Genomic DNA, 26,669 nt, shown 5'->3' on the forward strand with positions numbered 1-26,669 from the left:
CTTGGCCATCGAGTGCAGCCGCGATGAAAACCATCCCTGCCCCGCTCGCACACCCCGATCATTCCGGACGACCGGAGGCACAAGAAGAAGGTAGGACGCGATGAACGGCGGTGAGCCGGGCCAAGACATCGCGGCCATGGCGGGCGCCTTCCCACTCGCGTGGTAGCGGCTCGCCGTGACTGGGGTCGAGCGTGACTCGGCGCAGACTGTTGGAGACCACTAAGAACGACGAGAATGCCATCGCCGCCGACCTGGAATTCGCACATGTCCGCATTTTCGGTATTCCAGCCTGAATCCCGTGGCGCGTTGCCGGATACAGCGAGGTCGGCCAGCAGTCGTGCGTCGGCGTCGAAGAACCGGATCTCCAGGTCCGACGACAGACTCCGGTTCCTGCTCGACTGACCGGGCGCGCCTCGACGACCGAGGACAGGCCCATGGCAACACCGATACTCGGCCACGACGGTGACCCCCGCTGCGCATGGAGCACCGCATCGGAATTCCTCGCGCCTTGGCGATCGACTGCGCCGCGGCATACGGGGATCCGTACTCATCGAGACGTTCGAGAGCCAGACGCACGGCCTTCTCGTGAACCTCGGGCGGGTAACGCTTCGCCATGATGGAGACCATCTTCCTGCAAACCAGATCAGCCGCTGTTTCTCGTTCGTGTCATGTGTGGGCGCCACCGCGAAGCCAGTCGGTCCACGGGATGCTCCAGTCGCCGTTGTGCCAGATATCGAGGGGGTCGCCGCCGGTGTTGCGGACCTCGACTACGTCGCCGGGGATGACGAAGTCGTAGAACCATGCTGCGTCGGCAGGGGAAATGTTCAGGCAGCCGTGGGAGACGTTGGTATTGCCTTGGGCCCACATACTCGCGGCCAATGCGTGCACGAAGATTCCGTCGTGGCTGATGCGGACGGCATGGTTGATGCTCGTGCGGTAGCCGAGCGCGGAGTTGGTGGGCAGGCCGTAGCTGGCGGAGTCCATGATCACCGGGTTGTTTCGGTCCAGCACCGTGTAGATGCCCGGGCGAGTCCAGAACGACATGACTCGGCCGCCGACGACCGCGGTGCCACCCATGCCCATCGATGTAGGCATGGTGCGCACAAGGTTTCCGTTGTCGAAGACCTCGATCTGTTTGGTACCGTCGTCGGCGATCGCAACGTGCGCGGGGCCGATCGCCACCGAAACCCGTTGGTCACGCAGTCCGTAGCGGCCCTCGCCGAGCGCGCGGCCGAAGAGTTCGGCCGTGATCGTGATCCTGGTTCCCGGTGCGTGATAGTGCTCCGGCCGCCAGTGTGCGTTCTGATCGTCGAGCCAGTACCAGGCACCGGTGACAGGCGGCTGGGTGGTGACCTTCAGGTGGCGTTCCGCGGCTGCCCGATCGACGGGTTCGTCGAAATGGGCGACGAGCACGAAACCTACTCCGTAGGTGTCGTTTTCGGCCAGCTCGACGAGATTGGCGGAGCGTAGGGAGACGTCGATGAGCCGTTGTGGTTGCACTGTGGTGCAGGTGGTCGTCGCGGTGACCTCGCCGGTTTCGCCGTGAGCCACGGCTTTGGCGGTGTAGGTGTGTCCGTAGCCGAGTGGTTCGGCACTGGTCCAGGCTCGACGATCGGGTGCCGATACGCCCGGCAGCGATCTGCCCGTTTCATCGACCCATTCGACCGACCGCAGCGTCCCGTCGGTGACGGTGATCGTGGCAGGACTGCGCGCTTCGACATCGTGGGTGCCGGGTGCGGGATCGAATCGGATTGTCGCGGGTTTGGGTGGCGGCGCCAGTTCTCGCGCCCACCCCCATCCGGCCAGGGCAAGGCCACCCGCACCGGCGAAGCCGATCAGCAGCCGACGACGTCCCACTGCCACCGTCCATCTCCCTTCTGCCGGGTGCTGGGCCGACCTCTGTCCGCCAGCATGCGGCAGCTACGCACCGCCCGTGACACTGACGACCAGCATCTCCACTGATCCGCTGCACAACCGATACCGTTCCTCGATCGATCCAGACGGTCGTCGGTGGTCTGTCAGGACCTGGATCAGCTGTTTGCGCTGACTACACCCCCCGCAGCCTGCCCGCGGCCGCCCTGGCCACGTCGGTCATCACCTATTGCGAGACCGTTGCCCTCGCCCACGTGCTCGCAGCACCGCGCTGGCGGCACCCCACGGGCCGGGCGACTCTCCGTGACGGCAGCCCGTGGTTAGGAGAGGTCGTGCTCAGGGTGCCCTTACCGCGGTACACAGTTTCGAGCCCGTCGAAGGTCACATCAACCGCATCGCGGGTCGACACCATCGAGCAAGCGATCGTGCGATCAGGTCTGGCCGAGCATCCCGTGGGGCCTGCCGGCAATGCAGTTGGCTATGCAGTGACCAGGGAGCATCTTCGGCAGGGGCTGACCGTGATCGCCGAATCGGTGAACTTGTTGTCGATCACTCGCGACAGCGGGCTGGGTGCCGCCCGGGATGCCGGTGTTGCCGCGGTGGAAATCGAGGTGATCTGCTCGGATCCGGCCGAGCACCGGCACCGTGTCGTTTCGCGGTTGGTCGACATCCCTGCCCTGCCGCTGCGGGGGAGCCCATGGCGATCTCGTGTGGGCCCGGCTGAGGTAGGCGCTTCGGCGAGTCGGGCGAGCAGAAACCAGCCGCTGCTGGATCGTCGCATCGGCCGGTCCCGCACCGGAATCGATCGAGAACAATACGGCCGTCGAAGAATGGGATCACATGCTGGCTGGCCCTCACTTCAGCGCCCTGACCAGCAGTATCAACGATCACGAAGTCCGGCTGAAGCATTAGAATGACGATGTGCAGCGCGCTGCAGTGACCGATGCTTCGCGTGTCGTGGTTCTCGGGTCCGGGTTCGCGGGTCTGTGGGCGGCGCTCTCGGCGGCCCGCCGGCTCGACGAACTCGGTGTGGCGGTCGGAACCGTCGATATCACGATGATCAGTTCCGCGCCGTACCACGACATCCGCGTGCGCAACTATGAGACCGATCTGAGCACCTCCCGCATCCCGCTCAGCACTCTTCTCGATCCGGTCGGAATCAAGCACATCATCGGCGAAGTGACGACGATCGACGCGCTGGCGCGGGTCGTGGAATCCACCGCGGGCGCTCACGGCTACGACCGGCTGGTGCTCGCGTTGGGCAGCCAGGTGGTCAAGCCCGATATCCCTGGCCTGCGGGAGTTCGGTTTCGACATCGACACCCATGACGCAGCGACCAGACTGCAAGCCCACCTGCGCCGGCTGGCCGAGGGCCCCGCTGACCCGGCGGCCGCGACAGTAGCCGTCGTCGGGGCAGGTTTGACGGGGATCGAAGAAGCCACCGGGCTGCCCGCGATGCTCGCCGACGCCTTTGCCGCGCGTGCCGTCACACCGCGGGTCATCCTGATCGACCGCAACCCCTTCGTCGGCTCAGACATGGGCGTATCGGCGCGACCGGTCATCGAGGCGGCACTGGCCTACACCGGGATCGAGACCAAGTTGGGCGTCGGGGTCGTCGCCATTGGTGAGCGCGGCATGACGCTCTCCTCGGGCGAAGTGGTGGCCGCCGCCACTGTCGTCTGGTGTGCCGGCATGCGGGCCAACCTGCTGACCACAGACTTCGGGGTCGACCGTGACCGGCTGGGTCGACTCCCGGTCGACGATTATCTGCGGGTCTGCGGTGTGCCCGGGGTATTCGCCGCTGGTGACGTCGCCGCCGCAAAAATGGACGACGAGCATATGTCGGTGATGTCCTGCCAGCACAGCCGCCCGATGGGCCGATGGGCGGGATACAACGTCATCGGCGATCTTCTGGGCAAGCCCATGAAGTCGTTGCGGATCCCCTGGTATGTAACGGTTCTCGATCTGGGACCGGCAGGAGCGGTCTATACCGAGGGCTGGGACCGCTACGTGGTCGCGTGCGGAGAGGAGGCTAAAGACACCAAGCGCGCCATCAATACCCGGCGTATCTATCCTCCGTTGAACCGCGACCGCGACGCATTGCTGGCCGCCGCCGCGCCCGAACTGCAGGCCGCGCCCGAGCACGGACACTAGTCCGCCCATTTCGACTGGTTGGAAATGTTCGGCCGTTGGCCAATGCGAGAATTAGTGGCAGTAGGGAGTGGCTGTAGAAGCGCCCACGAACAAAGGAATTACCTTGTGAAGAGGTAAGTTTTGCGATCATCGGGAGGTACCGCTGCGTCGTCGACCGGTGAGCCGGACGCGCAAGCAGCGGCATTTGGCGGCGGGCCATCCGAAGCCGTGGCAGGAACTGCCCAGCACCGAAGCGCTGGCCGCCCTCGGCGCGGCCGCCGGGGCACTGCTCGGCGTGCTGTCCGAGTATAGGTTCGGCAGGACAGGATAGATCCTGCGCTGGAGCGTGGGGGTGCCGCGTCAGGCCACCTTCGGCAGGTAATCGCCGCCGGTAGAAGTAGCTTCGGCGCATAGATCACCCGGGCTCGTCGGCGCGGCGGGCCGCGCCGCTTGATTCTCACGTGTGGTTTGTGCGATCCGGGAAGAGCGGCAGAATCCGCTCCAGGATCAGCTGGCAGGGAACCAAGGGGTTGGTCGGCGCGTGCGAGCACCATGGCATCTCGCACGGCTACAGCAGCCCGACGGAGCTGACGCCAGAGACGGAGCTGCCCGACAGTCGTGGCTCACTAGGCTGGCTGGGTGGAGTTCACAACGGATTTCGAGCGTGGTGGGTGGCTGCTGGCGCGCGTCGGCGAACACGGGGTCGGCGGCGTCGCTGGTACCGGCTTCGAGGCTTATGCGCGGATCCTGCACCCGGTCGAGGCGACCCGCCGCGACGTCACGGTCACCGACGAGTGGGGCAATCCCGAGATCGTGGAGGAGGCGATGTGGCCGTGGGCCGAGGTCGCCGTGCGCAACGGCAGAGTGATGCATCCGCTGGTGCAGTGGCGCAACCTCACCGACGATGAGGACGAAGCGGCGATGTCGTTCGACGACGGCTGGGAAGTCGGCCAGACCGTCGAGGGGTGGTTCGACCCGAGCCTCCTGGCCGCGCTCACCGCCCGCCTTCGCGCAGCCACCGAGGCACCGGAAGAGGTGACGGCTGGAGTGTGGAATGGATTCGGCGAGCTGAACACATCCTCAGGTGCGGTGTTCGTCGCGTCCACCGACGGCGATCCGCAGAACCTCCAGCGCGAGCGAACTCGAATCGACGCCGAGCTCGCTGCCTCTGTTGCGCCGCAGGTCAGACAGGCGGTCGCGGCAGGGCCTTTCCTGCAGTGGCCGGGACGCGACTTCATGCTGTTCGACACCAGTCTCTCCGAACTCGCCGACCCCAGCTGGGTGCATTCGGCGGGCCTGGGATGGACGACCGACTTCCCCGGAGTGACGCCCCAGCTGCTCTGGCCCGCCGACCACGCATGGGTCGTGGCCAGCGAGATCGACTTCGACTCCACGATCGTCGCCGGCTCACGGGCTCTGATCGACGCGATTGTGGCCGACGATCGTTTCGAGGCCTTCGAGATCGCCGAGGAATCGGATCTGAGCTGGGACGGCGACACAATCAACCCCGCGCCGAAGGACTAAGATTTCGGCGAGAGCTCGACCAGGACGTGCAACCGAGGTCCACGACGATCTCACGAACAGGGCGGCAGTACTCATGCAGTCGGCGGCCGCACGCCCCGAGACAGCTCAGTAATCCGCGCGAGGAGCAGTGATCGGACGGCGACCGATGATTACACCCGCGGTCCACTTGCCGAGCACACGACTCCGCGCGCCCAGCCGGGGCCGGAACGTGTCGGTGAGCCGGAATATGTTGTTGCGCATGCGGATCCTGCATACCTCGGACTGGCATATCGGGTTCCAGATGTGCGGCGTGACCGTGCTGGCTGCCCAACAGCTGATACTCGTCGAGGAGATCCCCGCGATCGTCGAGGAGTGCGAGGTGGAGGTCGTGGCCGTGCCGGCGATGTCTACAACCGGCCGGACCTGTCAGAGGCCGGACCACCGTATGCCAGAACACATTCGCCGTAATCCGGTCCGCTGGTGCCCAGTTGGTGGTGATCGCAGGTAACCATGATTCACCAATCCGGCTGGGAGCAGGCGCGGCGTTCACCGCTGCGGGTGGAGTCGCAGGCCCGATAAGCCTCTCAGTGCAGCAGGACGGGCAGGGCGTGGAGGCCGTATACGAAGGAAGCGCGCCGAAAGGCCAGTTTCTCCGGCGGCACGGCCAGCCGTAACGAAGGGAATCGGCGCAGCAGCGCGGGAAAGGCGCACCGCAACTCCATCCGGGCCAGTTCCGCGCCGATGCACCGGTGTATGCAGTGCCCGAATGCCAAGTGTGAGGATGCTTTCCGTTCGGCGTCGAAACCTCCAGGCTCCATGCCGGTATTCGCGCCACTGAGGGAGCGCAGCAGCATGTCTCCGGCGCGGATCCGTTGGCCGCCCAACTCCAGGTCACGAGTGGCGAACCGCGGGAATGCCGTCTGCCCCACGGTCAGATATCGCAGCAGCTCTTCCACGAGATCGTCCACAGCCGCCGATGGACTCAGCGCCCGCCGTGCCGCCGCTGGATTCCGCAGCAGGACCAGCGTGCCCAGTGCGAGCATGCAGGCGGTGGTCTCCAACCCTCCGGAAAGCACACCGTCCGCGAGACCGGCCAACTCGGCGTCGGACAGATCGTCGCCGTGTTCCCGGATAATCATGCCGAGCAGGTCGGTGCCGGGCTGCTTACGCTCCCGGTGGGCCAGCTGGTGGAAGTACTCCAGAGACTCGGAGATGGCGCACAGTGAGGCACTCCCGCCGACGTTCGCCAGGAATCGGGCAGTAGCCAGCCGCTGGAAGTTGTCGTGGTCGGCGTACGGGACACCGAGTAGCTCGCAGAGGACCAACGTCGGGATGGGCAGCGCGAATGAGGTTCCGACTTATATCTCCGGTAGCGGTTCGTGGTCGGGGTAGCTACCCGTAGCGTGCCGCAGCAGGCCGGGTGGTTTGACTCCTGAGGTTCCTGTCGCCGAAGGGCTTTCGGCTGACTCAACGGGGGTATGTCGTGCCACCCGGCCTGCGTTCGCGGCGTGACTGAAGAGATGCATGACCACAAGCACGGGCAAGGTACTTGAAGTCGGAATGTCCGCCGCGGATCCCAACCCCGAACATGTGAGAAAGGGACCCTTCGTTCATGGTCGTCATCGGTGTCGATCCGCACAAGAGCACCCATACCGCCACCGCGGTGGACCCGGTCACCAACACCGATCTCGGCTCGATCCGCATCGAGGCCACCCTGGCCGAATACAAACGCATGATCGCCTGGGCTCGGCCATGGCCGCAGCGCCGCTGGGCGGTAGAGAACGCCGACGGGCTCGGGCGGCACCTGACCCGATGGCTGATCGCCCGCGGAGAGACGGTGGTAGACGTGCCGACCACCGCGACCGCACGGGTGCGGGAGCTGTCTCGCGGTGGCCGACGCAAGAACGATCGGATCGACGCTGCGGGCGCGGCGTGTGTCGCGGCGCTGCGGGGTGATTGCCGGCCGGTCGTTCCCGACGAGCACTCCGACGCGCTGCGCATTCTCGACGAGCGTCGAAACAATCTGTCCGCCAGCCGGACTCGCGCTGTCAACCAGCTGCACGCACTACTGCGAGAGCTACTGGCCGGTGGCGCCCCGACCAGCCTGACCGCCAACACCGCCGCCGCGGTGCTGCGGGGGTTCCGGGCGCGGACGCTGTCCGATCGTGTCCGCGTCGGCCTGTGCAAAGACCTCATCGCCGACGTGCGCCGCCTCGACCAGCAACTGGCCACCAACCAGAAGGACATCGACCGGCTGCTCGACGAGCACGGCACCCGACTGAGGGAACTCGACGGGATCGGTCCTGTCCTCGCGGCGCGGCTCATCGGCCGCACCGGCCTGGCCACACGCTTCGCGACGGCAGCCGCCTATGCCACCTACAACGGCACCGCACCGATCGAGATCGCCAGCGCCGATCGCCAAGTGCATCGGCTCAACCGTTACGGTGACCGGCAGCTCAACTCAGCGATACACACCATCGCCATGGTCCAGGTCCGCATGTCCGGCAGTGCTGGACGCGCCTATTACGACCGGAGGATCGCTGCCGGAGCATCCCCATGCGCTGCCTGAAACGACACCTATCCAACGTCGTCTGGCGCATCATGATCTCCGACGACACCAGACGCCGCCGAACCTCAACCGAGCCTGTTCTACGACTTGACGAATGCCGCCGGAACAGTTGCGTGGAGGTGTCAGCAACAAATCCCGGCACGCCGTCGAGGGATGTTTGAGACGTCACACAACAACACGAGACTGCCGCGAAAACCATGGTTTCGTGAAGCAGCCCATGGCTACTCCTGGGAGAACGTCCGTGCTGGCTGTCGACACCGATGGCGTCTGCGTCGGACGCTGTCCTGGAACCTGAGCCCGCCATTTTGCCTGGCGGACTGTCAATACAGCGGGAAGGAAACAGACACATGTTGATGATCACCCCCGCGGCCATCGAGGCCGTTCGCAGTATCACCTCGGCCGAGGGGACTCCAGCGGATGCCGGGCTGCGAATCTCCACGGTGGACGACGCGGAGACGTTGCAGCTCGCGGTTGCCGCGGGGCCGGCCGAGCAAGACCAGGTCTTGGATGCCGAAGGATCACGGATCTACCTGGACCAGCAGGCCGCCGCATTTCTGGACGACAAGATCCTCGACACCGGGCTGGACTCCAACGGACAAGGCACCTTCGTCCTTGCTCAGCAGGACCAGGACACCTCGGGCGACTGAACCGGCTGAACATCACGGCGCGACCTGGTCGTACGAGGGTGTCGGAGTGCAGGCATCCGCTTGTTGTAGCCGGACTGCTGGGGCAGATACGAAACACTCCGGCAGGTGATCACCAACAGCGGCCCCGGTGACCTGTTGACTGTCCGTAACGTCGGGAACCTGGACCCTGCGGACGGCTCGGACGCCTTGGTCGACGCGGCCCTGTACTTCGTGGTGGACAACGTGCAGGTGCGCAACGCGGCGGTGTGCGGCCGCTCGTCCTGCGGTGCCATGAAGGCGCTGCTCGTCGTCACCTCCGCCGGACCGGGGCTGGACATTTGGCGAGGAGCCACTCGACGGCGGCCAGGTCGCCGTCGAACGCGGCGTAGTCGAAAGCGCAAGCGCGCCCGAGCCAGGTCCATCGCAGCGGTATTCCCCTGGACGCGACCCGCGAGCATCCACGCATGGGAGTCGTCAGCTTTCGTTGGATCTAGATGCTCTTGACCGTCGAGTTCGCCCGACATGCCGGCCACGGTGACATCCTGCGCGAGCAGATCGGGGCCGATGGCGGTGTCCCTGCGGCCCGGTCACTGGGCGATCGTTTCGAATCCTCAGGTGTAGGTGGGCGTTCGGTAAAGACCATCTGCTCACGCAGCAGATCCCGCACCAATTCCGCCGTGATCTCGAACTCGGTGTGCGTCACGCGCGTCAACGGTAGCCAGGTGACAGCCGAGCCGTCTCCAGGTCGGGGGTACTACTGGCGCAGAGCAGTTATTCCGGACGTGCGCTATTCCCTGCCAGTCGTGGAGCCGGCAACGACTTGCAGAGGCGTAAGGGGGCGCCAGCTCACCGGCACCTCGCGCATCAGCAAGGCGCAGTCGAGCACCGCGCTGCCTGGCGGGAACCGGTCGCGGTCGTCGAAGACCGTGGACCGAACCGAGCGGACCTCGACCGGCTCGACGCGCCACGAGTCCGTCTGCAGTTCGAGCCCATCGAGGCATTGACCGCCACGCGTGGCCGAGAATCCGGCCGAGCCACGCCGAAAGAAGTCCGATGCCTGCGCCAGATCGGCGAACAGTTCGCTTCCCTGGAACCGCTCGACGGTCCGGACATCCACACTCACCGAGATCGTCTCGTCATGACTAGCGAAGGCCACATGCAGATCCTGCGCCGTCTCCCGCACATCGAACCGCGCCAAACTGTGCTCACCCGGAAACAGTCGGCCACCGGCAAGGACGTTTATCATCGAGCCGCTATCGCGACGCGAGATATACACCCCAGTCGAGCGTCCCCGCCGACCATCCCACTCAACCGCGATGCGATGCGCCGCGTTCTCGCTGCGCAGCCCAACCCAGCCGGGCAACCAACCGGGCCGGAACTGTCCAAGGCGGATCAGGCAGATGCCGGCAACCGCCCAACCGCCAACCAATTGAGGTCGCATCGGCGGCGGCACCAAACTCGCAGCAGCATCAGGGTCGACTCGATAGTTCACAAGAAGACGTCGCTCAACGACGCTGGACATCCGCGGAGGTCTCATCCGCCACCCCTGTTCTTCGTGGTTCGCAATCTGCGCTGCTTGACGATGACCTGCTCCGGGCAGATCGCGCTCAGGAACCTGCCGACACATAACGCCAGTCGTTCCTCAACAAGCGAGTAGAAGATCCGATTGGCGACTCGTCGCTCTCGGACGAGCCCAGCTGCCTTGAGTACGCCCAGATGCCGGGAGATCGACGGACCACTGATCGGAAACCTCGCGGCAATATCACCCGCAGTCAACTCGCCGGAGCGGAGGTCCTCCAGGATCTGCCGGCGCGTCGAGTCGGCCAGCGCGCGGAACACACCGGCTTCCTCTTCAGGGTCGACCTCGGTCACGTTTGCAGTTTAGCACATTAGCTAAATAGCGAACAAACGAATGGGATTCCGGCCGCCAGGCAACAAGGGGCTCCTGTTTGGCCGACATCCAGAGCGGTATCCGAATGCAGGCGCCTGCTGCAGGACACCGCTGAGTTCACCAGCGCGCCGCCGGTGAACTCAGCGGTGTCCATTTTGCGAGGATCGACTCGGCAGTGATCAGTCGGTCGTGGCGCACCTAGACCGCGCTGGGAAACCGCCCTGAACTGCCGACCGCAGTAATGCCACAATCTCGCCTCGGTGCGCCCGTTGGCGCAATATCGGTCAACTTACGGATTCCGGTGGCCAGCACCTCACCCAACGCATCACCGAGGCCGAGCAGCACGGCTGGCTCGGCGAAGCCGAAGGCCTGCGTGTCAGCCTCACCGCGGCCTCCGAAAAACTGGCACAGCTCCACGAACGAACCCGCCGCGCCGCCACCGTCTTCCTCAACATCCCCGCATTCCCCGACGTCGCCAGCCACACATTGTCGGTCCCTTCCACAACGATCGGCAATCCCGGGTAGTCGTGCGCAACCAAGACAAGCCGGCACGAACCACACTGATTCCTGACCGCCGACAAGCGAAGGAACGCGGCGGTCTCGAGACCGAACGCCCCACCGCCGAGCGCGGCTCGGGGCGTGGCTGATCGGGATGCACGATCACGCCGATGGCAGCTGCCGGTATGGCGGTTTCCTGCGGGAATGTGCTGGTGGATCACGACCTCAGCACGGTCGGGAAAAATAGCGATCACACATAACCGGGTGTGTTTTGCTGTGCCGATGACGACGTTCCCGGTGCAACGAAAGGTAGGAAGGCGATGACCGCCACGAACATGCCTGTCAAGCAGATATCTGCGTCTGCGTCCAAGACCCAGGAATCCGTCGAGCGGAGTTCGGTGGGTACCTACACCCTGTACAACGACACCGACAGTCACGTCACGATTTTTCGGACCGCCGGCGAAGGAGGCGCGGAGGTCGGGGTGTGCATGCTGGCCCCCGGCGCCGAAAGCGAATCATTCAACGACGGCAGCTTCATAGCCATCCGGTACAGCGAGTCCGGCTATGCGGCGATGGCCACGTGGAACGACTCGCTATACACCCTCTATTGCAACGCCTCGGGGCATGTGCGGCCGGACCAGCTGAACAATGTGAGCTCCTTCTGAGCTCTCACCACCGAGCAGACCGCCCAGCTGCCCGCCGCGTCGGAGCGTGAGACGACCCCGGATTCTCACGCTCGGCCGCACCACAGCAGCCGCGCAGAATCCGGCAGCCGGAAAAAGCATACTCACGCCCGACGGTCCCAGAGCACTCTCGGGACCGTCGGGCGTGCTGGAACAAGTGTTGAGAATCATTGCGGTTCTCCGGCACACCCGGCCCTGCGGCGGTGTGGACCGGAAGCCCCGGTTGTGACTCGCTCGGTTCGGTGGCGGTGTTCTCACACCGTTCGGTGGCGTTGATGCCGATCACTGCGAGTCACGCTTCGACCTCGAAACAGCCTGATCGTTTCCCACGACCGAACTGCGAAACCCCAAGAACACCGAGGCAGGCTGCTGCTGCGGGCGCAGCCGACGCAGCAGCAGCCTGTGACGATGGCGTCAAAATCGCCTGATACCAGGATCTTTCGTGCGTTGTGGTGTCAAATTTCCACTGCATCAACGGCATCGATGGCCGATGCCAGCAGTCAGGAGTGTGTGCGTGCCAAGTGAGATCGATTCCGCTGTCTTCCCGCATCTGGATGCGGACCTCGACCGTGTCCGTGACGTGCTCGGACCGGTGCAGTTCGAGAACAGACCCGAGCTGACCGCACTGACCGACGAGGGGCCCGACACGTCTCGGCGGATGGTGCGTCCGACCGTGACGTTGCTGTCGTACTATCTGCTCACCGATCCCACGGCGCCGGCCGACGAGCGAGCAGTGCGCGCCGCTGCCGCGGTGGAGTTGGTGCATCTGGGGTCGCTATATCACGACGACGTCATCGATCACGCCGACCAGCGTCGCGGCCGTCCCAGCACCAACGCGGTGTGGGGTTCGCACATGGCCGTCCTGGCCGGGGACTGCGTGACGTCTTCGGGCACGCGGATGCTGGCCGACCTCGGCCAGCGTGAAGTTGCCGCGGCGGCGATCGCGAGTGAGCAGATGTGCGCGGGGATGGTGCTCGAGGCCGCCGACGAGTATGTGGCCTCTCGCAGTGAGCAGGCCTATCTGGACTCGATCGGCGGTAAGACGGCGATGTTGCTGTCGTTTGCCTGCCGGGTCGGCGCGATGCAGGCCGGCTGTTCAGGTGAGCAGGAGCAGGCGTTGGCCGAGTTCGGTCGATATTTCGGGCTGGCCTACCAGTTGTGGGACGACATCCTCGATGTGACCTCGACCGCTGAGGAAATGGGCAAGCCGGTCAATCAGGATCTGTTCGAGGGCATCTACACCCTGCCCGTGATCCGCGCGGCTGCCCGCGACCGCGATCTTGCCCGCCTGCTGGGCCGGCGAATGACGCGCGAGGACGCCGCGCATGCCCGTGAGCTCGTACTCGCCTCGGGCGCCGTGGACGAGGCACGGGCGGTCGCCGACGACTTCCTCGACCGGGCCCAGGATCAGCTTGTCGGCCTGCCCGTCGACCCTCGCGCTCGGCACGCGATGATCGGTTATGCCCGGTCGGTACTCGATCGGCGAAGGTCGCGACCGACCATGTCCGAGCCCTCGACGCGGCCACCCCACAACGACGGTGCGGTAGTCTCGCCGCAGACCATGTCCTGGCTGAGGAACTGGATGGCCGACACCGGCCTTGTCGCCTCCCCGGCCGAGTTCGATGACCACCACCGGTGGTCAGGGGTGTTCCGGTTCCCGGCGCAGCTCTTGGCCCCGGCGGACGCGGCACGGGAACACGCCTTCGTCGGCATGTCCGCGCTGATGGTGGTGTGGGATGACTTGTTCGATGATCCGCAGCTGCAGGACCCGGACGCGGTCACCGCACTGCGGGTTGGGCTGGTGGCTGTGCTGCGCCAGAATCCGCGGCCCGCAGGGAGCCCGGGCGCGATCGCGACGGCGTGGGCGAGTGTGTGGCCGCGTCTACGCGAGGGCCGCACCATCGAATGGCAGCAGCGGTTCCTCGACAGCGTCGAGACGTGGTTCGACGCCTGCGAACGCGAAGCACACCATCGCATCATCCGCTACATCCCCGCCACGGCCGACTGGCTACCGCTGCGGAACTCGACCGGTGGGTTCGATATCGCTGTCGCCTTGATAGAGGTGCACCAGGACTGGGAAATGCCGTCGAGACTGCGGAACCACCCGGTGATCCGCCGTCTCGAGGAACTTGTCTGGTGGGTGGCGCTGGCGGAGAACGATCTTGTGTCACTGGATCGGGACGAGGCCGACCATATCCCCTACAACCTGGTCAGGGCAATCCGTCACGAGACCGGATGCACCCGCAGCGAAGCCATCGAGGAAGTGGAGCGCCAAGCGACCGACAAACGCGCCCAGATCGACGCGGTGACCCGCTACCTCCCCGCGCTCTTCCGCGTGCTTCCCGGCCTCTCTGGCCGAAGGAAGAAGTACCTGTCTCTCTACGAGAACGCAAGGAACGTAGTGTTCGCGGCGCCTACCGCCGATCGCTACACCAAACCCTCGCCCTCCGCAGCGTCGGAGTTGGAACGCCTGCGTCGCGAGGTCTTCCGCTACCAGGCGGCCGACCCGTCTCCTACCGGAGCGTAAATCCTCCGCAGCCGAGACACTCGACTACCCCGCCGGCTCCCCAGACCCTCGTCGGTCCGGGGAGCCGGTTCAAGGGCCCGGGTATCCGCTCAGCTGAGCACCGACAAGGTCGAATCGGCGACGGCCTTAGCTCACTAGATGGTCGGGCGGTAGATGCCGAACCCGGCGATCAACGTGAACATACGCTCGCCGGGCCACGGCCCACTCCCGGAGTTGCTGTGCCCGGCCCACGAAAGTTGCTCTGGCGAGGTATCTCACAAACGATTCTCTGACCTGTCCTGCCGGAGCGCTGCGACGGGTATCCCGCCCAACCGACTCCGCACATGCCGCTGGGCGGGCGTTCGCCAGTGCCCGCCAGGCGCCGTCGGCGTTCGTGAACAACGCCTGACGCTGATTGATGGTGCCGTCACGATTCATGGACAAGTGCCGTCACCGTCACAAATGACGGACAGAGCCACAATGGTGTGCAAACCGGAGCAGGCCGGAGATATCGCGGCCACGCAGGCGGACCTGAGCTGCGCGCAGCGGGTGCTGGAAGCCACGAACATTGCAGTCGAATCTGCTGTCTGCCTACCAGCAGAAGTGAGCGGGAGGTTGCCTGCGAGCTGGGTCAGTCTGTTGCGGGAGTTCACGCTGGCGAACTGGACGCGCCTCTATGCGCCGGAACCCGTGATGATGCGAACCATTCGACGTTCCGCCACTCACCGCTGCCATGAGCTCGAGCGGCAGCTCGGCCATGTCAATCGCCGCCCTTGGGAGAGAGCGCGGGAGTTTCCTGCCGGGCCAGCGCGTGCTCGCGCCTATTCGGCGACCACCGTGATCTGGGCCTCGTTGACCTGAACGTCCGGCGCTGTCGGATTCGCCTCGGCACGCACAACGATGCGTGCCTTGTCGATCCCTTCGGCCTCCAGTTCGGCCGCGATGTTGTCGCCCCGTGCCTTGGCCAGTGATCTGGCGGCAGCGATGTTGGAGTCGTGGGCGTAGGTTGTGATCTGTATTTTCGTGTCGTTCCCCTTCAGCGGGATCGCAACCGCTTTGATGGTGGCAACATCCCCCGGGCCGAGATCCGAGCTGCCATCGTCGAAGGTGATCGGCGGGCGGCGATTGCCGCGTTGATCACATCCCGGATCTTTTGCTGCGCGGTGTTCAGGCCCGAGCTCACGACAGAGGACGCCGTCGCCCCGATGCTGCTCCGCATATCGTGCGTCTTCTGATTCGTCGGCGTCGAATTCGATCCGCTGTCGGACCCGCACCCTGCGGTGATGATCAGAACCACCGCGGTCATCGTGATTCCCGTGACGCTTGTCCTGGATCTCATCGGCCCACTCGTGTATTCGGTGGAGAATTCCGTTCGCGTCCTTCGATGCCTGGACGTCGACGCTTCGGCAAGGTCGGACTTATTGCTCCGTCTGGGCACGTCGATCGGTGGCGCCCCGCACAGTGATATTGGCACAGGTGGTGCATCCGGAGTGCCGTTTCCGTGGCGCTCGGTGTCCCGGCCGGGATGACCTCGGCCATCGGAATCCACTAAGTCGACGTGGTTGCGGCAATCTCGGCGTAGCGTTCGATTCGTCTCCACCGAGACCAGTTCGCACGACCATTCCTGACAGAACAAGCAGAAGGACAGTGAGCGCGGTGCGGTCCGTGAAGTTGTCGGTGGCATTGGCTCGCGAAGTATCCATCGCGCGCACGCTGGCCGCGACGGGCTGGCTGCGCGGAACGCCGTATGGACGGACGCTGCGCCGTGTTATCGAGGGCCTTGCCGAGATCCAGCTCGTGGACCGGTCGCTGGCGCTCGCCGCCCAGATCTTCACGTCGGTGTTGCCGGTGATGATCGCCGCATCCGTCTTCAGTGGCTGGCATGCGCCGGCGAAGACAATCAACGACCAGTTCGGCTTCGATTCCAGATCGCTGTACGTCGACGGAACCTCCCTTGCCGCCGATCCGTCGATAGCCGCGTTCGGTGTGGTCGGCCTGTTAATGGTCCTGCTCGGCGGCACGTCTTTCGCACGGGCTCTAGCGCGCATGTATGAGGCGGTCTGGAAGGTTCCCGCCATCGGTCCGCGAGAGGCTTGGCGGTGGCTGGCAACGCTGCTCGCGGTAGCCCTCGCCGCCGGGCTGGTGGGGCAGACTCGTGGACTCGCGCAGACCGGTTACGCCGGTCGACTGCTTGCCTTGCTGGGTGAAGTGGTCATCTGGGTGTTCGTCTGGGTGCTGGCCCCCTTTCTACTGACGAAGGGAGCGCTGACCGGGCGTCTGCTGGTGGTGTCCGGAGTGCTCACCGCGGTCGGACTGACCGCGGTGCACGCAGCAGGCCGTATCTTGTTGCCTCGAATCACGACGAACGCCCAAGAGCATTTCGGTCCGCTGGGGCTGGCCTTCACTTCGGTGAGTTGGCTTTTCGTTATGTCGCTGGTGATCGTGGCCGCAGCATCGATCGTCAAGGCACTGGCTCTGGACGAGACCAGCATCGGTCACTACCTGCGCGGCAAGGCCAACGGCGACCGGGAATGATGCCGGCTGGGCAGCCATGCGCCCGGCATGCGGACGGGGGTGCGGCCGCCCACGTGCGGTCCTGCCATCACTCGGCATCGGTCTCGGGTTCCCCTAGCGCGCGCCGATCCTTCTCGTCGCGCAGGGCGACCGGTCGGCGAGGCAACAGACCGGTGCCGAACAGTGCCGCGATCGCGAGCAAAGCGGTCACGGCGAATGCCACTTGCAGCGCCTCGAGACGGGCCTCGGAGTTGACCGCAAGAATGGCGTCCGCAGTGGTGTCATCGATACCGGCGCTGTCGAGCGCGGCCGTCAGCTGGCTGTCGGACAGAAATGGCACCCCGGCAGCTAAATCCGTGGTCGCTTGTTCTTGCACGGACACCGGGACAGCGGCGTTGTTCTCGATGCCCGTGATGACGGTCGACGTGAGAGTGGCAATCAAAATCGAGCCGATCAGCGCGGTGCCCAAGGACGCACCGAGAGTGGTGGCCGTGTTCTGTAGTCCCCCAACCTCGGAGCTCCGCGAATCGGGCACGGCCGATACCGTGACGGCGCCCAACTGCGAGGCCAACGCGCCCAGACCCAGACCCATCAACAGCATCGGGATCGACACGACGCCCGCGTTGGCGCCCAGGTCCATCCCGGCAGCGAGGATCAGAACGCCGACGATCATCGCGCCCAGACCCAGCCGAACGACCCGGCGCGGGTCGGCACGCGGCCGGAACCGGGGGATGCCCGCTGCGGCCAGGACAAGCGCGATCGACAGCGGGAGGATCCGCACCCCCGTCTCGAGCGCGCTGAGTTCGAGCACCACCGACAGAAACAGCGGCACCGAGAAGAACACCCCGGCTTGGACGGCGAACTGCGCGAAGAACATGCTCGACCCGCCGACGAGTTGTCTATTCCGCAGCAGCCCCGGATCGACCAGCGGATCGCGGCCCCGCTCCACCAGATACGCCTGTCTTCGCAGGAACAGGTACAACGTCAGCAGGCCACCGATCAGCAGCCAGATGACCGGCGACAGACCGAGTACGACAGGTCCGCCTGCCTCGGTTCGCACCCAGCCCCATTCGCTCGACCGCAAGACCCCGTATACGACCGCGCCGAGGCCGATCACGGACAGAAGCGACCCGACAAGGTCCAGCCGGACATGGATCGCAGGAGCGTCCTCGACCCGGCGCAACACCAGCAGAATCAACACGACGATGACCACTTCGCCGAAGAAGACGTACCGCCACGACGCGAACGTGGTCACGGCGCCACCGAGCAGCGGGCCGACGGCGACCGCCATCGCTCCGGCCGCCGCTACCAGGCCGTAGGCCGCAGACCGGCGTTCGGGTGCGAAGTTCCCAGCGACGAGGGCGACGATCGCAGGCATGATCAGGGCGGCTCCGATTCCCTCCAGCAGAGACCACCCCAGCAGAAGAATCGGCAGATTCGGTGCCAGCCCGGTGATGAACGAGCCCGCACCGTATACGACGAGGCCGAACCCGAACGTCCGGCGTCGGCCGAGGATGGCGCCCACCTTGCCGCCCGTGATCATCAGCGATGCCATCACCAGCGTGTACAGGGTGATGGCGGTCTGGATGCCGGTGATCGTGGTACCGAGATCTCGGGCGACAGTGGCCATGGAAACATTCATCACCGAGCTGTCCAGCGTCATCAAGAACTGCCCCGACGCCAACACAACCAGCACGAGCGAACTCGACCGCACCATCGGTGCCGACGACATCTGACGCTCCTCTCCTGGACATAGGCTGGTTTGCGCCCGCTCCAGCACACAGGGATCTGATCCGCCTCCATCGGCAGGACACCGGACAGGAGCGGTAGTGCCACTACATCAGTGTCTTGGCCTCGAAGACCTGGGATTCCTGTTCGGTGATGGCGCCAAAGTCGTGCCCGAACTCTCGCCGACCCGGAACAGATCGGTGGTGATCGTGAACAGCACGGCCAGATAGCTCAAAGATCTCGGCCTTTCAACCAATCCATCAACTTGCATGCGAATAGTCGCCCGCCCGAGAACTTGAATGGCGGTCCGCTCCGGAGGTCGTGGAGGGGCGGTAACGCCGATCCATCCGGTTCCGGTCCCGAAAAGTTGGCACCGAGGAATTCGAGGTTTCCAGGTCTTCGATTTGTGGTGCCCTGGATCGTACCTGCGGAGACAGCCGGTTCGGGACAACCGGCCATAAAGTGCGTTGTCCGAGGCGTCGGCTGACACGCGCCACGAACAGGGCATGCCCCGTTCCCGGTCAATTCTGCCTGCGGTTCTGTTTCAATTGACGAATGTGCAGGTGGATGGCGTACTCAGGGGAGCCGATCCTCGCCGAGGACCTGTTGTTCCGGCCGCGACATTCGTTGATCGACCAGAGTCTGCACTCGCGCCTCGGACCGACTACCACGAACGGTGACGGCTTCGGAATCGGTTGGTACGGAGAAGGCGCCGAACCGGCGGTGTTCAAGAGCATCGAACCGGCGTGGAACGACCGGAATCTCCGTGAGATAGCGGGCCAGGTGCGCACTCCGTTGTTCTTCGCGCATGTGCGTGCGTCAACCGGGACACCGGTACAGCGCAGCAACTGCCATCCTTTCCGGCATGGGCGATGGTTGTGGATGCACAACGGCGCTCTGCGGGGCTACCGGGAGATCAGGCGCGACGTGGTGACTGCGCTGGACCCGGCGTTGTTTCCCGACCTCGAGGGATCGACGGACTCGGAAGCCCTGTTCTTTCTCGCCATGACCTTCGGCCTGGCCGACGATCCCATCGGAGCCGTGGCCCGGGCAGTCGGCTTCGTCGAAGACGTCGGCCGTGCGCACGGTGTGGACAATCCGGTTCAGATGACGGTCGCGACGACCGACGGGGAGTCGATCTGGATCTTCCGCTACTCGAGCGAAGGACAGACGCGGTCGTTGTTCTTCTCGACGGAGATTTCGAAGTTGCGCGCTCTGCATCCGGAGGTAGAGGTGCTACACCGTCTCGGTGACGCGACGCGATTCGTGGTCTCCGAACCTTTGCGCGACCTACCCGGGGCATGGAACGAGGTGCCGGAGTCCTGCGCCGGGGTTGTTCGAGCGGGAGCGGACGAACTGCGACCATTTCAGCCGATCCCACCGACCTGAGCCGACCACTGGTCAACCATCGGACTCGCGGTACCACGCCAGCGCGCGAAGCCGGATCCAATCGAGGGTGGGTTGGGCGGCGCGAATTCCTTGGACGGTTGCGTGGCACCCGAACTCGCAGCGCGGCGGGCTCATCGTGCAGATCAGAGGGGGTGGGAAGCAGCAGCGACTCCCCATCGATGCCGACCGGTGCCTCGGTGCCTCGGATGTGTCGGCATCGATGATCACTTCTGTGGTCGCGTGCAGTGCGTGCAGTGTCAGCCCCCGCACAATTGGTTCAGCGCAGAAGGCCGACTGCCTGGCGAGTGCTCGCGACCGCCACCGCGAGAAACGTCAGGGCGAACGCCGCCCGCGCCCACCAACACCGGGATCAGGGCACGGCGTCGGAGGCTCGTTCGCTGTTCACTCCTTACACCTCCCGCCATGCGGTGATCGTGCCGTCACCGATCGCCTTGCGCAGCGCGGCGTGATCGCGTGCGTTCTGGTCGGCGTAACTCTCGGCGAATGCGAACATCGCTTCCTCGAAGTCGTCATCCGCGTCGAGGTAACCGGCGATCGCGAACCGGTCGCCGGCGCGTGCGTGAGCGTGGGCGAGCGCACAGGCGCACAGGCGTCCGTAGCGAGTCATCAGTTCGGGGGACATGGTCTGGATGTCGGCGGATCCTTTGCTGTCCCGCAGTTGGCGGACGTAGAAGTCCCGCACCACTCCGTCTTCGCCCGCGCCCTGCTGCCAGCCCAGGAAGATATCGCTGGCAGCTTGCATCAGCCGCTGCCCGGCAACCACACGTTCGCCCTGGGTGGTGAACGACGGGCCGTCGAGGTGCTTCGCGAGTACCGACGGCTGGGCTTCCTTGACCTGCAGGAACAGGGGGTCGTTGCCCGGCCCGCGGAGAAGGACGATCCATGCCCGAGTGCCCACGCTGCTCACACCGACGACCTTTCGTGCCGCTTGAACGTATTCGAATCGGTCGAACAGGACTCGGCGATCGGGCTGCAACGTGTCGCGGTAATGACCGAGCCGTTGGATCAGTGCTCGGTTCAACTGCTCCGCGTCGGCACTGGTGAAGATCTCCTCGATAGGAATGATCAGAGGCGGCGTGCTCGTGATCCGGGGCTGCCCGTCCACGACCGTGGTCAGCTTGGACAGCGCCTGGACGCTGTCTCGGCTCCAGGACTTGTCGATCGTCTTCTTTATGCGTTTCCTGGTCGGCGGATCAAGGACTTCCCGCAGTTCATCGAATCGGGTAACGGCGTCGATATGGGAGTACCAAACCGCAAGCTCTCCGCAGGCGGACTGGCGATTCATGATTTCGCGGTACTCGGCGGCGCAGGCACGGATGTACTTCCTGCGTTGTTTGCCGCTGTGGTTGTTGTCGCGCCCCACGATCGCGAGGCTCGCGACGAGTCGTTTGACGTCCCATTCGAACGGACCAGGGTAGGTTTCGTCGAAGTCGTTCAGATCGAAGGCAAGATTGCGTTCCGGCGTCGCGAAGACTCCGAAGTTGCTCAGGTGGGCGTCGCCACACAGTTGAGTGATCAAGCCGGTGGTCGGGGCGTGCGAAAGATCCTCGGCCATGACCACAGCCGCACCGCGGTAGAACGCGAACGGCGCGGTGCCCATTCGCGCGTACCGCACCGGAACGAGCTCGGGAATTCGGGTCGCGGCCTGGGCTTCGAGCAGCCCGAGCGGATCCCGATCGGCGCTGGGCTCGAACTCGGCCAGCACGCCGGACGGTGCCCGGCGCCATCCGGACTTGCCGTTTTCGACACGGCCGGCACCGGTCGATTTGTCGGACGCGTCAGTGTCGTCGGGCTGCGCGACGGCTGGATCGTTTTGGTCGGTCATGGCTTCGGCCCACAGTTGCGAGTCCTGCTCGAATAAGGAAGCCCATTAGACGCGTTCGGGATTCCATGTCGTGACCGCCCAGATCACAACGATGTCGAGCGCGATGATCAGTACCGACCACCACGGGTAATACGGCAGCCACACGAAGTTCGCGAGAATTGATATCGCCGCGAAGACGATCGTGGCAATTCGCGCCCAGCGCGCTCCGGTGAACAGGGCGAGTCCTACCGCCGCCATCAGCACTCCGAGCACGATGTGGATCCAACCCCAGGTAGTGAAATCGAACTTGTAGATGTATTCGACGCCTGCTACGAAAACCTCATCTTCGGCTACCGCGGCGATGCCTTGGAACAACTGGAGCAGGCCGACGGTGGCGAGGATGATGGCGGCCCCCATCGAGGTTCCTGCCGCGACTCCCTGTTTGACCGACGGATTCTCGGACATGATTCGCTCCTTTCCCTCGACAATCCGATCAGATATGAACGATTCTCCACCGGTCCATTCGACGGTGTGCGGCATCGCCGATCTGCGCCTGATGTTTTGTGCTCGGCGACCAGCTGCACGGCGATCTCGATCCAACCCGATCGGGCCGGCGAGAAGCATGAAATCACGCGTCGGTGCGGCGGTGCTCGATCCGCCCACCTGCGCGGATCAGTGCGTCAGGACGACCTTGACCGCTACGACAGTGGTGGCCGCGCAGACCAGCAGCAGCGCCCCGAGCAGCGTCGAACGATGGGGCAGCTCACCGTGGAGTCGACCTATGACGAAGACGATCCCGCCGATCCGCACCAGCATGGCCGACTCCGCGAGCACCTGTGCGGTGCGTGGTTCGATCCACCCGACCGCCGCGGCTGCGAGGATCACGCAGGGCAGCACCGCCGAGCTGAGGATGGGCAAGGAGTCGCGCAGGTCCGCCCATCGTTCCTGTGGGGACAGAGCATGGCTCTGGCGCACCGATTGACCGACGCCTTCGGCGAAGGCATGTGCGATGAATGTCGAGAGGGCGGTACCGAGGACGACCACGATGCCGACGTCCTCGGCGGACGGCGTGACCGGGATCAAGGCGGCAAGGATCAGGACGTTCCCGTAGATGTACGCGCTGATCCGGCTGGCCGCGTTGCGGCGGTCGAGTGGAACACGCCGGGAGAACAAGGGCCCGTGCAAGAGCTCGTGTCTGTTGCGTTCCATCAGTCCTCACAGTGTTCAGCGGCGACACCGATCTCAGCATCGATGGGATTGCGGTTGTCGAGCGGTTGCTGATCCAGTCGATTCTCGCGCGATACTCGCCGCGGTCGCACTCAAAGCCTTGCCCGAGATGCATTTTCTGCGGAGGTGGATACTGCCAGCCTATTCGCCGCAAATTCGCTCTGGAACCGATCTGCTTTCGTCAGTCCTCACCCGTTCGTCGGCGGCGCGGCGCACACTGTGAGAGACAGTGCTTCCGAAGAGGGAGGGCGGACGCTCGGGGCGAGCCACTTCTGGCCATCCGGTTACGCCCGATTCCCGGTATGAAGGAGTAGATTGTGAACGCCTACCCACCGATCGCCGAGCATGGCATCGTCGGCGACCTGCAGACTACGGCACTGGTCTCGTCCGTGGGCACGATCGACTGGTGGTGCACGCCGCGGTTCGATTCACCCAGCATCTTCGCCTCGCTCCTGGACAGCGAGCGGGGCGGACATTGCCGGCTGGCCGCCGATGTCACGACGGAAGACATGGCGATCCGCCAGCTGTACCTGCCGGACACGGCGATCCTTGTCACTCGGTTCATGGCACCTCGAGGGGTTGGTGAGGTCGCCGACTTCATGGAGCCCATACGCGATTCCGAACCCACCGACCGGCATCGGCTGGTGCGCGTGGCTCGGGTGGTGCGGGGAAGCCTGCCGCTCGCGCTGACCTGCCGCCCACGATTCGACTACGGACGCGCCACGCACACCCTTGAACGACTCGGCGACCGAGCTGCGGTCTTCCATGGCCCCGGCACGGACTTGCATCTGCAGGCCACCGATCCGGTGCTGCTGCGGGCCGAGGACGGCGACGTGACGGCCCGTTTCACGCTCTCCGAGGGGGATACCGCCGTGCTGGTGTTGACCACCATGGCGAGCGACGGTCCGACACCGCCGCATCCATCGCGGGAGGATATCTCCACCGCCTTCGAACTGTGCCGGGATTTCTGGCAGTCATGGCTGCGGTCGTCCACCTACCGGGGCCGGTGGCGGGACATGGTCAACCGGTCCGCGATCACGTTGAAGCTGCTGACCTATCACCCCACCGGCGCGCCGATCGCCGCAGCCACGATGGGCCTGCCGGAGCAGATCGGCGGCGAGCGCAACTGGGACTACCGCTACACCTGGGTTCGCGATGCTTCGTTGTCGGTCCGGGCGTTGATCGACCTCGGGTTCACCGAAGAGGCATTGGCCTTCCGGCGCTGGATGCGTGACCGCGTCGACGCCGGTGACACGGCATCCGGTGAGCCACTGCAGATCATGTACCGGATCGATGGTGACCCGCATCTGGAGGAGGAGGTACTGGACCATCTGGAGGGCTACCAAGCGTCGGCGCCGGTGCGGGTCGGGAACGCGGCGGCCGACCAGATCCAGCTCGATATCTACGGCGAGGCCGCCGACGCCCTGGCTCAGTCTTCGGACATCGGCGGCATCTGGGGGTGGCGGTCGTTCGCGAACCTCACCGACTGGCTGACCGAGCACTGGGACCGGCCCGATGAGGGGATCTGGGAAACGCGTGGGGGACAGCAGGAATTCACCTACAGCCGACTGATGACGTGGGTGGCCTTCGACCGAGGCATCCGGTTGGCCACTGACTACTCGCGGCCCGCCGACGTGGCCCGCTGGACCCAGGCGCGGGACGCGGTGTTCGCCCAGATCGTCGAACGCGGTTGGAGCGCGAAGCGGCAGGCATTCGTGCAGCACTACGCCACCGATGTGCTGGATGCGTCACTGCTGCTGATGCCACGCATGGGATTTCTCTCGCCACGGGATCCGGCATGGCTGAGCACCCTCGACGCGATGGACGACGAATTGGTCAGAGACAGCCTGGTCTACCGCTATGACCCGGAGGCATCCCCGGACGGTCTGCGCGGCGCCGAAGGCACCTTCAACCTCTGCAGTTTCTTGTATGTAGAAGCGCTCGCCCGTGCCGGCCGGGTGCCTCAAGCCCGCTACGCCTTCGACAAAATGCTCACCTACGCCAATCATGTCGGGCTGTTCGCCGAGGAGATCGGTCCTTCCGGCGAGCAACTGGGCAACTTCCCGCAGGCATTCACCCACCTGGCCCTCGTCGCAGCCGCCATGGCCCTCGACGAACAAATCGACCGCGCCGAGGCCCGGCCCGCGGCGACGTCCAGATAGGCCGAACAGGCGGATGCCCGATACCGGTGTGTCCAGCCCGCCCCGCGGTGCACTCGTTCCGCTGGCGCTCGCGCAGTTCATCTGCAGCTTCGCCGGTTCGAACATGAACGTGATGATCAACGACATCAGCGCCGACTTGAACACCACTGCGCAGGGCGTGCAGATCGTCATCACGATCTTCCTGCTCGTCATGGCGGCGCTGATGATTCCGGGCGGTAAGCTCACCGACCGCTACGGCCGCAAACGCTGTTTCGAGCTGGGCCTCATGATCTACGGTGTCGGTGCCGTGCTGAGTGCGCTCGCTCCCGGCCTGGGTGTGCTGATTGTGGGCAACTCGATTCTCGAGGGCATCGGCACCGCGATGCTGATACCGCCCGTCTATATTCTCACAACCCTGTTGTTCACTGAAACGACATCGCGGGCACGAGCATTCGGCGCGATCATGGCGCTGGGCGGCGTCGGTGCGGCGGCGGGACCGTTGCTCGGCGGAGTCATCACCTCCGCGCTCGGCTGGCGAGCGGCGTTCGCGTTCCAAGCATTGGTGGTCGCACTCATCGTGCTGCTCGGTCGGCGCATCGCCGACCCCCTGCCGCCGGACCCGACCCGGGCCTTCGACGTCGGTGGCGCAGTTCTGTCGGCGGCCGGTCTGGTCCTGCTCGTGACCGGCATCCTGGCAGCCGACGACAACGGCTGGCTCACGCTCGCCCTACTCCTGCTCGGCGTGGTGGTGCTGGCGTGCTTCTTTCTCAGCATTCGTGCCCGGGAGCGCTCCGGACGCGAGCCACTCATCTCGACCAGTCTGTTCCGCAACCGCACCTCCAACCTGGGCCTGATCACCGAACACATCCAGTGGCTGCTGTTGATGGGAACGTCATTCGTTGTCGCGGCATACCTGCAGGTTGTACGGGGGTACAACGCGATTCAGACCGGCGTCATCTTCACAGCGGCCACCTTGGGGCTGCTCGTGTCGTCATTGGCCGCCGCACGCCTGGCGCGACGGCGTGCCCAGCGAACCCTCATCATGGCGGGTTTTCTCGTGACCATCGCCGGCATCGGCGTACTGCTCGCGCTGGCCGGGACTCTCGTGAACCCCTGGGCATTCGCGCCCGGACTGCTGCTGATCGGGCTCGGACTCGGTGTCATGCTGACCCCGGCGGTCAATGTCGTCCAGTCCAGTTTCGGCGAGGACCAGCAGGGCGAGATCTCCGGGCTGTCGCGTAGCGTGTCCAATCTCGGCTCCTCGCTCGGCACCGCCATCGCAGGCACCATCCTCGTAGCCGGGCTCACGAGCCACGCCTACGCCGCTGCGATGATCGTCTTGGCCGCGATCGGAGCGGCAGGATTCGTCGCCGGGGCGATGCTACCCCGGCACGCCCCCGCGACCGCGTAAAGCCGTGGAGCCGGGCAACGAACGACTGCCGAATGGGTCCCGGGCACCGGCGGAGACGCGAAGCCGGATATGACGGTCACAGGCACCGGTTGCCGGGCAGACCAGGTCGGCAACGCCGGCAGTCCGGCCGAGTGCGCGCCAGCGCCGGACGTT

At 65.1% G+C, this 26,669-nt stretch carries 22 protein-coding genes and 1 pseudogene; 13 read left to right on the forward strand and 10 right to left on the reverse strand.

Features of this window, described 5'->3' with window-relative positions; all coding sequences use genetic code 11:
• Positions 1-666: 666 nt before the first annotated feature.
• Positions 667-1,863 (reverse strand): Ig-like domain-containing protein, encoded by a 1,197-nt coding sequence (locus AB0M45_RS32170; protein ID WP_364336926.1) that lies wholly within the window; start codon positions 1,861-1,863, stop codon positions 667-669.
• 341 nt (positions 1,864-2,204) lie between these two features.
• Here AB0M45_RS32170 and AB0M45_RS32175 point away from each other — a divergent pair, with 341 nt between their 5' ends.
• From AB0M45_RS32175 to AB0M45_RS32190, 4 genes are all read left to right on the forward strand, one after another.
• On the forward strand, positions 2,205-2,789 hold the full coding sequence (locus tag AB0M45_RS32175; protein WP_364336928.1) for a hypothetical protein: 585 nt from the start codon (positions 2,205-2,207) through the stop codon (positions 2,787-2,789).
• Between the two features lie 19 nt (positions 2,790-2,808).
• Positions 2,809-4,026 carry an FAD-dependent oxidoreductase gene (locus tag AB0M45_RS32180; RefSeq protein ID WP_364336987.1) on the forward strand — a complete coding sequence of 406 codons (1,218 nt, stop codon included), beginning with the start codon at positions 2,809-2,811 and terminating at the stop codon, positions 4,024-4,026.
• Positions 4,027-4,183: 157 nt separating this feature from the next.
• The gene (locus tag AB0M45_RS32185) at positions 4,184-4,336 is read left to right on the forward strand and encodes a hypothetical protein (protein ID WP_364336930.1); all 153 of its coding nucleotides are present in this window, start codon (positions 4,184-4,186) and stop codon (positions 4,334-4,336) included.
• A 308-nt stretch (positions 4,337-4,644) separates the two neighbouring features.
• Complete coding sequence (locus AB0M45_RS32190; RefSeq protein ID WP_364336932.1) at positions 4,645-5,529, forward strand: hypothetical protein; 885 nt, start codon at positions 4,645-4,647, stop codon at positions 5,527-5,529.
• A 563-nt stretch (positions 5,530-6,092) separates the two neighbouring features.
• On the opposite strand, the gene AB0M45_RS32195 is transcribed toward AB0M45_RS32190, so the two are convergent.
• Positions 6,093-6,833, reverse strand: a complete 741-nt coding sequence (locus AB0M45_RS32195) for a cytochrome P450 (protein WP_364336934.1) — start codon at positions 6,831-6,833, stop codon at positions 6,093-6,095.
• A 287-nt stretch (positions 6,834-7,120) separates the two neighbouring features.
• On the opposite strand from AB0M45_RS32195, the gene AB0M45_RS32200 reads away from it, so the two are divergent.
• The 3 genes and pseudogenes from AB0M45_RS32200 to AB0M45_RS32210 all read left to right on the forward strand — a co-directional run.
• Positions 7,121-8,077, forward strand: coding sequence for an IS110 family transposase (locus tag AB0M45_RS32200; protein ID WP_364336936.1), 957 nt, complete (start codon positions 7,121-7,123; stop codon positions 8,075-8,077).
• Positions 8,078-8,424: 347 nt separating this feature from the next.
• Positions 8,425-8,724, forward strand: a complete 300-nt coding sequence (locus AB0M45_RS32205) for a hypothetical protein (RefSeq protein ID WP_364336938.1) — start codon at positions 8,425-8,427, stop codon at positions 8,722-8,724.
• A gap of 105 nt (positions 8,725-8,829) precedes the next feature.
• Positions 8,830-9,006, forward strand: a pseudogene (locus AB0M45_RS32210) (carbonic anhydrase); the annotation flags it as partial.
• 484 nt (positions 9,007-9,490) lie between these two features.
• On the opposite strand, the gene AB0M45_RS32215 reads toward AB0M45_RS32210, so the two are convergent.
• The 3 genes from AB0M45_RS32215 to AB0M45_RS32225 all read right to left on the reverse strand — a co-directional run bounded on the left by AB0M45_RS32215 (position 9,491) and on the right by AB0M45_RS32225 (position 11,077).
• On the reverse strand, positions 9,491-10,225 hold the full coding sequence (locus AB0M45_RS32215; protein WP_364336940.1) for a DUF2071 domain-containing protein: 735 nt from the start codon (positions 10,223-10,225) through the stop codon (positions 9,491-9,493).
• Positions 10,226-10,236: 11 nt separating this feature from the next.
• Entirely contained in the window at positions 10,237-10,575 is a 339-nt protein-coding gene (locus AB0M45_RS32220; RefSeq protein ID WP_364336943.1) for a metalloregulator ArsR/SmtB family transcription factor, read from the reverse strand.
• A gap of 217 nt (positions 10,576-10,792) precedes the next feature.
• A complete protein-coding gene (locus AB0M45_RS32225; protein WP_364336945.1) occupies positions 10,793-11,077 on the reverse strand; it encodes a hypothetical protein in 285 nt (94 codons plus the stop codon).
• 335 nt (positions 11,078-11,412) lie between these two features.
• Here AB0M45_RS32225 and AB0M45_RS32230 point away from each other — a divergent pair, with 335 nt between their 5' ends.
• Together AB0M45_RS32230 and AB0M45_RS32235 are read left to right on the forward strand one after the other, a co-directional pair.
• Positions 11,413-11,757: a hypothetical protein gene (locus tag AB0M45_RS32230; protein ID WP_364336947.1), complete on the forward strand. Its 345-nt coding sequence runs from the start codon at positions 11,413-11,415 to the stop codon at positions 11,755-11,757.
• Between the two features lie 532 nt (positions 11,758-12,289).
• Entirely contained in the window at positions 12,290-14,302 is a 2,013-nt protein-coding gene (locus tag AB0M45_RS32235) for a polyprenyl synthetase family protein (protein WP_364336949.1), read from the forward strand.
• Between the two features lie 800 nt (positions 14,303-15,102).
• Here AB0M45_RS32235 and AB0M45_RS32240 read toward each other — a convergent pair.
• A complete protein-coding gene (locus tag AB0M45_RS32240; protein WP_364336951.1) occupies positions 15,103-15,555 on the reverse strand; it encodes an OmpA family protein in 453 nt (150 codons plus the stop codon).
• Between the two features lie 382 nt (positions 15,556-15,937).
• Here AB0M45_RS32240 and AB0M45_RS32245 point away from each other — a divergent pair, with 382 nt between their 5' ends.
• On the forward strand, positions 15,938-16,816 hold the full coding sequence (locus tag AB0M45_RS32245) for a hypothetical protein (protein ID WP_364336953.1): 879 nt from the start codon (positions 15,938-15,940) through the stop codon (positions 16,814-16,816).
• A 67-nt stretch (positions 16,817-16,883) separates the two neighbouring features.
• On the opposite strand, the gene AB0M45_RS32250 is transcribed toward AB0M45_RS32245, so the two are convergent.
• Positions 16,884-18,458 (reverse strand): MFS transporter, encoded by a 1,575-nt coding sequence (locus AB0M45_RS32250; RefSeq protein WP_364336990.1) that lies wholly within the window; start codon positions 18,456-18,458, stop codon positions 16,884-16,886.
• 632 nt (positions 18,459-19,090) lie between these two features.
• Between AB0M45_RS32250 and AB0M45_RS32255 the strand changes: the two genes are divergently transcribed.
• Positions 19,091-19,912, forward strand: coding sequence for a class II glutamine amidotransferase (locus AB0M45_RS32255; RefSeq protein WP_364336955.1), 822 nt, complete (start codon positions 19,091-19,093; stop codon positions 19,910-19,912).
• A gap of 409 nt (positions 19,913-20,321) precedes the next feature.
• On the opposite strand, the gene AB0M45_RS32260 is transcribed toward AB0M45_RS32255, so the two are convergent.
• The 3 genes from AB0M45_RS32260 to AB0M45_RS32270 form a co-directional block, all read right to left on the reverse strand.
• Complete coding sequence (locus tag AB0M45_RS32260; RefSeq protein WP_364336957.1) at positions 20,322-21,758, reverse strand: DUF2252 domain-containing protein; 1,437 nt, start codon at positions 21,756-21,758, stop codon at positions 20,322-20,324.
• Between the two features lie 45 nt (positions 21,759-21,803).
• Positions 21,804-22,202, reverse strand: coding sequence for a hypothetical protein (locus AB0M45_RS32265; RefSeq protein ID WP_364336959.1), 399 nt, complete (start codon positions 22,200-22,202; stop codon positions 21,804-21,806).
• A 207-nt stretch (positions 22,203-22,409) separates the two neighbouring features.
• A complete protein-coding gene (locus AB0M45_RS32270; RefSeq protein WP_364336961.1) occupies positions 22,410-22,946 on the reverse strand; it encodes a hypothetical protein in 537 nt (178 codons plus the stop codon).
• 335 nt (positions 22,947-23,281) lie between these two features.
• Between AB0M45_RS32270 and AB0M45_RS32275 the strand changes: the two genes are divergently transcribed.
• Complete coding sequence (locus AB0M45_RS32275) at positions 23,282-25,126, forward strand: glycoside hydrolase family 15 protein (RefSeq protein ID WP_364336963.1); 1,845 nt, start codon at positions 23,282-23,284, stop codon at positions 25,124-25,126.
• 13 nt (positions 25,127-25,139) lie between these two features.
• Positions 25,140-26,516, forward strand: coding sequence for an MFS transporter (locus AB0M45_RS32280; RefSeq protein WP_364336965.1), 1,377 nt, complete (start codon positions 25,140-25,142; stop codon positions 26,514-26,516).
• The last annotated feature ends 153 nt before the right edge of the window (positions 26,517-26,669 follow it).

The sequence above is a fragment of the Nocardia sp. NPDC051787 genome (genome assembly GCF_040681325.1).
GTDB lineage: Bacteria > Actinomycetota > Actinomycetes > Mycobacteriales > Mycobacteriaceae > Nocardia.

Excerpts from the sequence above, each read along its gene's own strand:
- AB0M45_RS32270 (WP_364336961.1), bottom strand. The coding sequence starts at position 22,946 with ATGGAACGCAACAGACACGAGCTCTTGCACGGGCCCTTGTTCTCCCGG.
- AB0M45_RS32250 (WP_364336990.1), bottom strand. The coding sequence starts at position 18,458 with ATGACGCTGGACAGCTCGGTGATGAATGTTTCCATGGCCACTGTCGCC.
- AB0M45_RS32280 (WP_364336965.1), top strand. The coding sequence starts at position 25,140 with ATGCCCGATACCGGTGTGTCCAGCCCGCCCCGCGGTGCACTCGTTCCG.
- AB0M45_RS32230 (WP_364336947.1), top strand. The coding sequence starts at position 11,413 with ATGACCGCCACGAACATGCCTGTCAAGCAGATATCTGCGTCTGCGTCC.
- AB0M45_RS32255 (WP_364336955.1), top strand. The coding sequence starts at position 19,091 with ATGGCGTACTCAGGGGAGCCGATCCTCGCCGAGGACCTGTTGTTCCGG.
- AB0M45_RS32260 (WP_364336957.1), bottom strand. The coding sequence starts at position 21,758 with ATGACCGACCAAAACGATCCAGCCGTCGCGCAGCCCGACGACACTGAC.
- AB0M45_RS32215 (WP_364336940.1), bottom strand. The coding sequence starts at position 10,225 with ATGTCCAGCGTCGTTGAGCGACGTCTTCTTGTGAACTATCGAGTCGAC.
- AB0M45_RS32200 (WP_364336936.1), top strand. The coding sequence starts at position 7,121 with ATGGTCGTCATCGGTGTCGATCCGCACAAGAGCACCCATACCGCCACC.
- AB0M45_RS32205 (WP_364336938.1), top strand. The coding sequence starts at position 8,425 with ATGTTGATGATCACCCCCGCGGCCATCGAGGCCGTTCGCAGTATCACC.
- AB0M45_RS32265 (WP_364336959.1), bottom strand. The coding sequence starts at position 22,202 with ATGTCCGAGAATCCGTCGGTCAAACAGGGAGTCGCGGCAGGAACCTCG.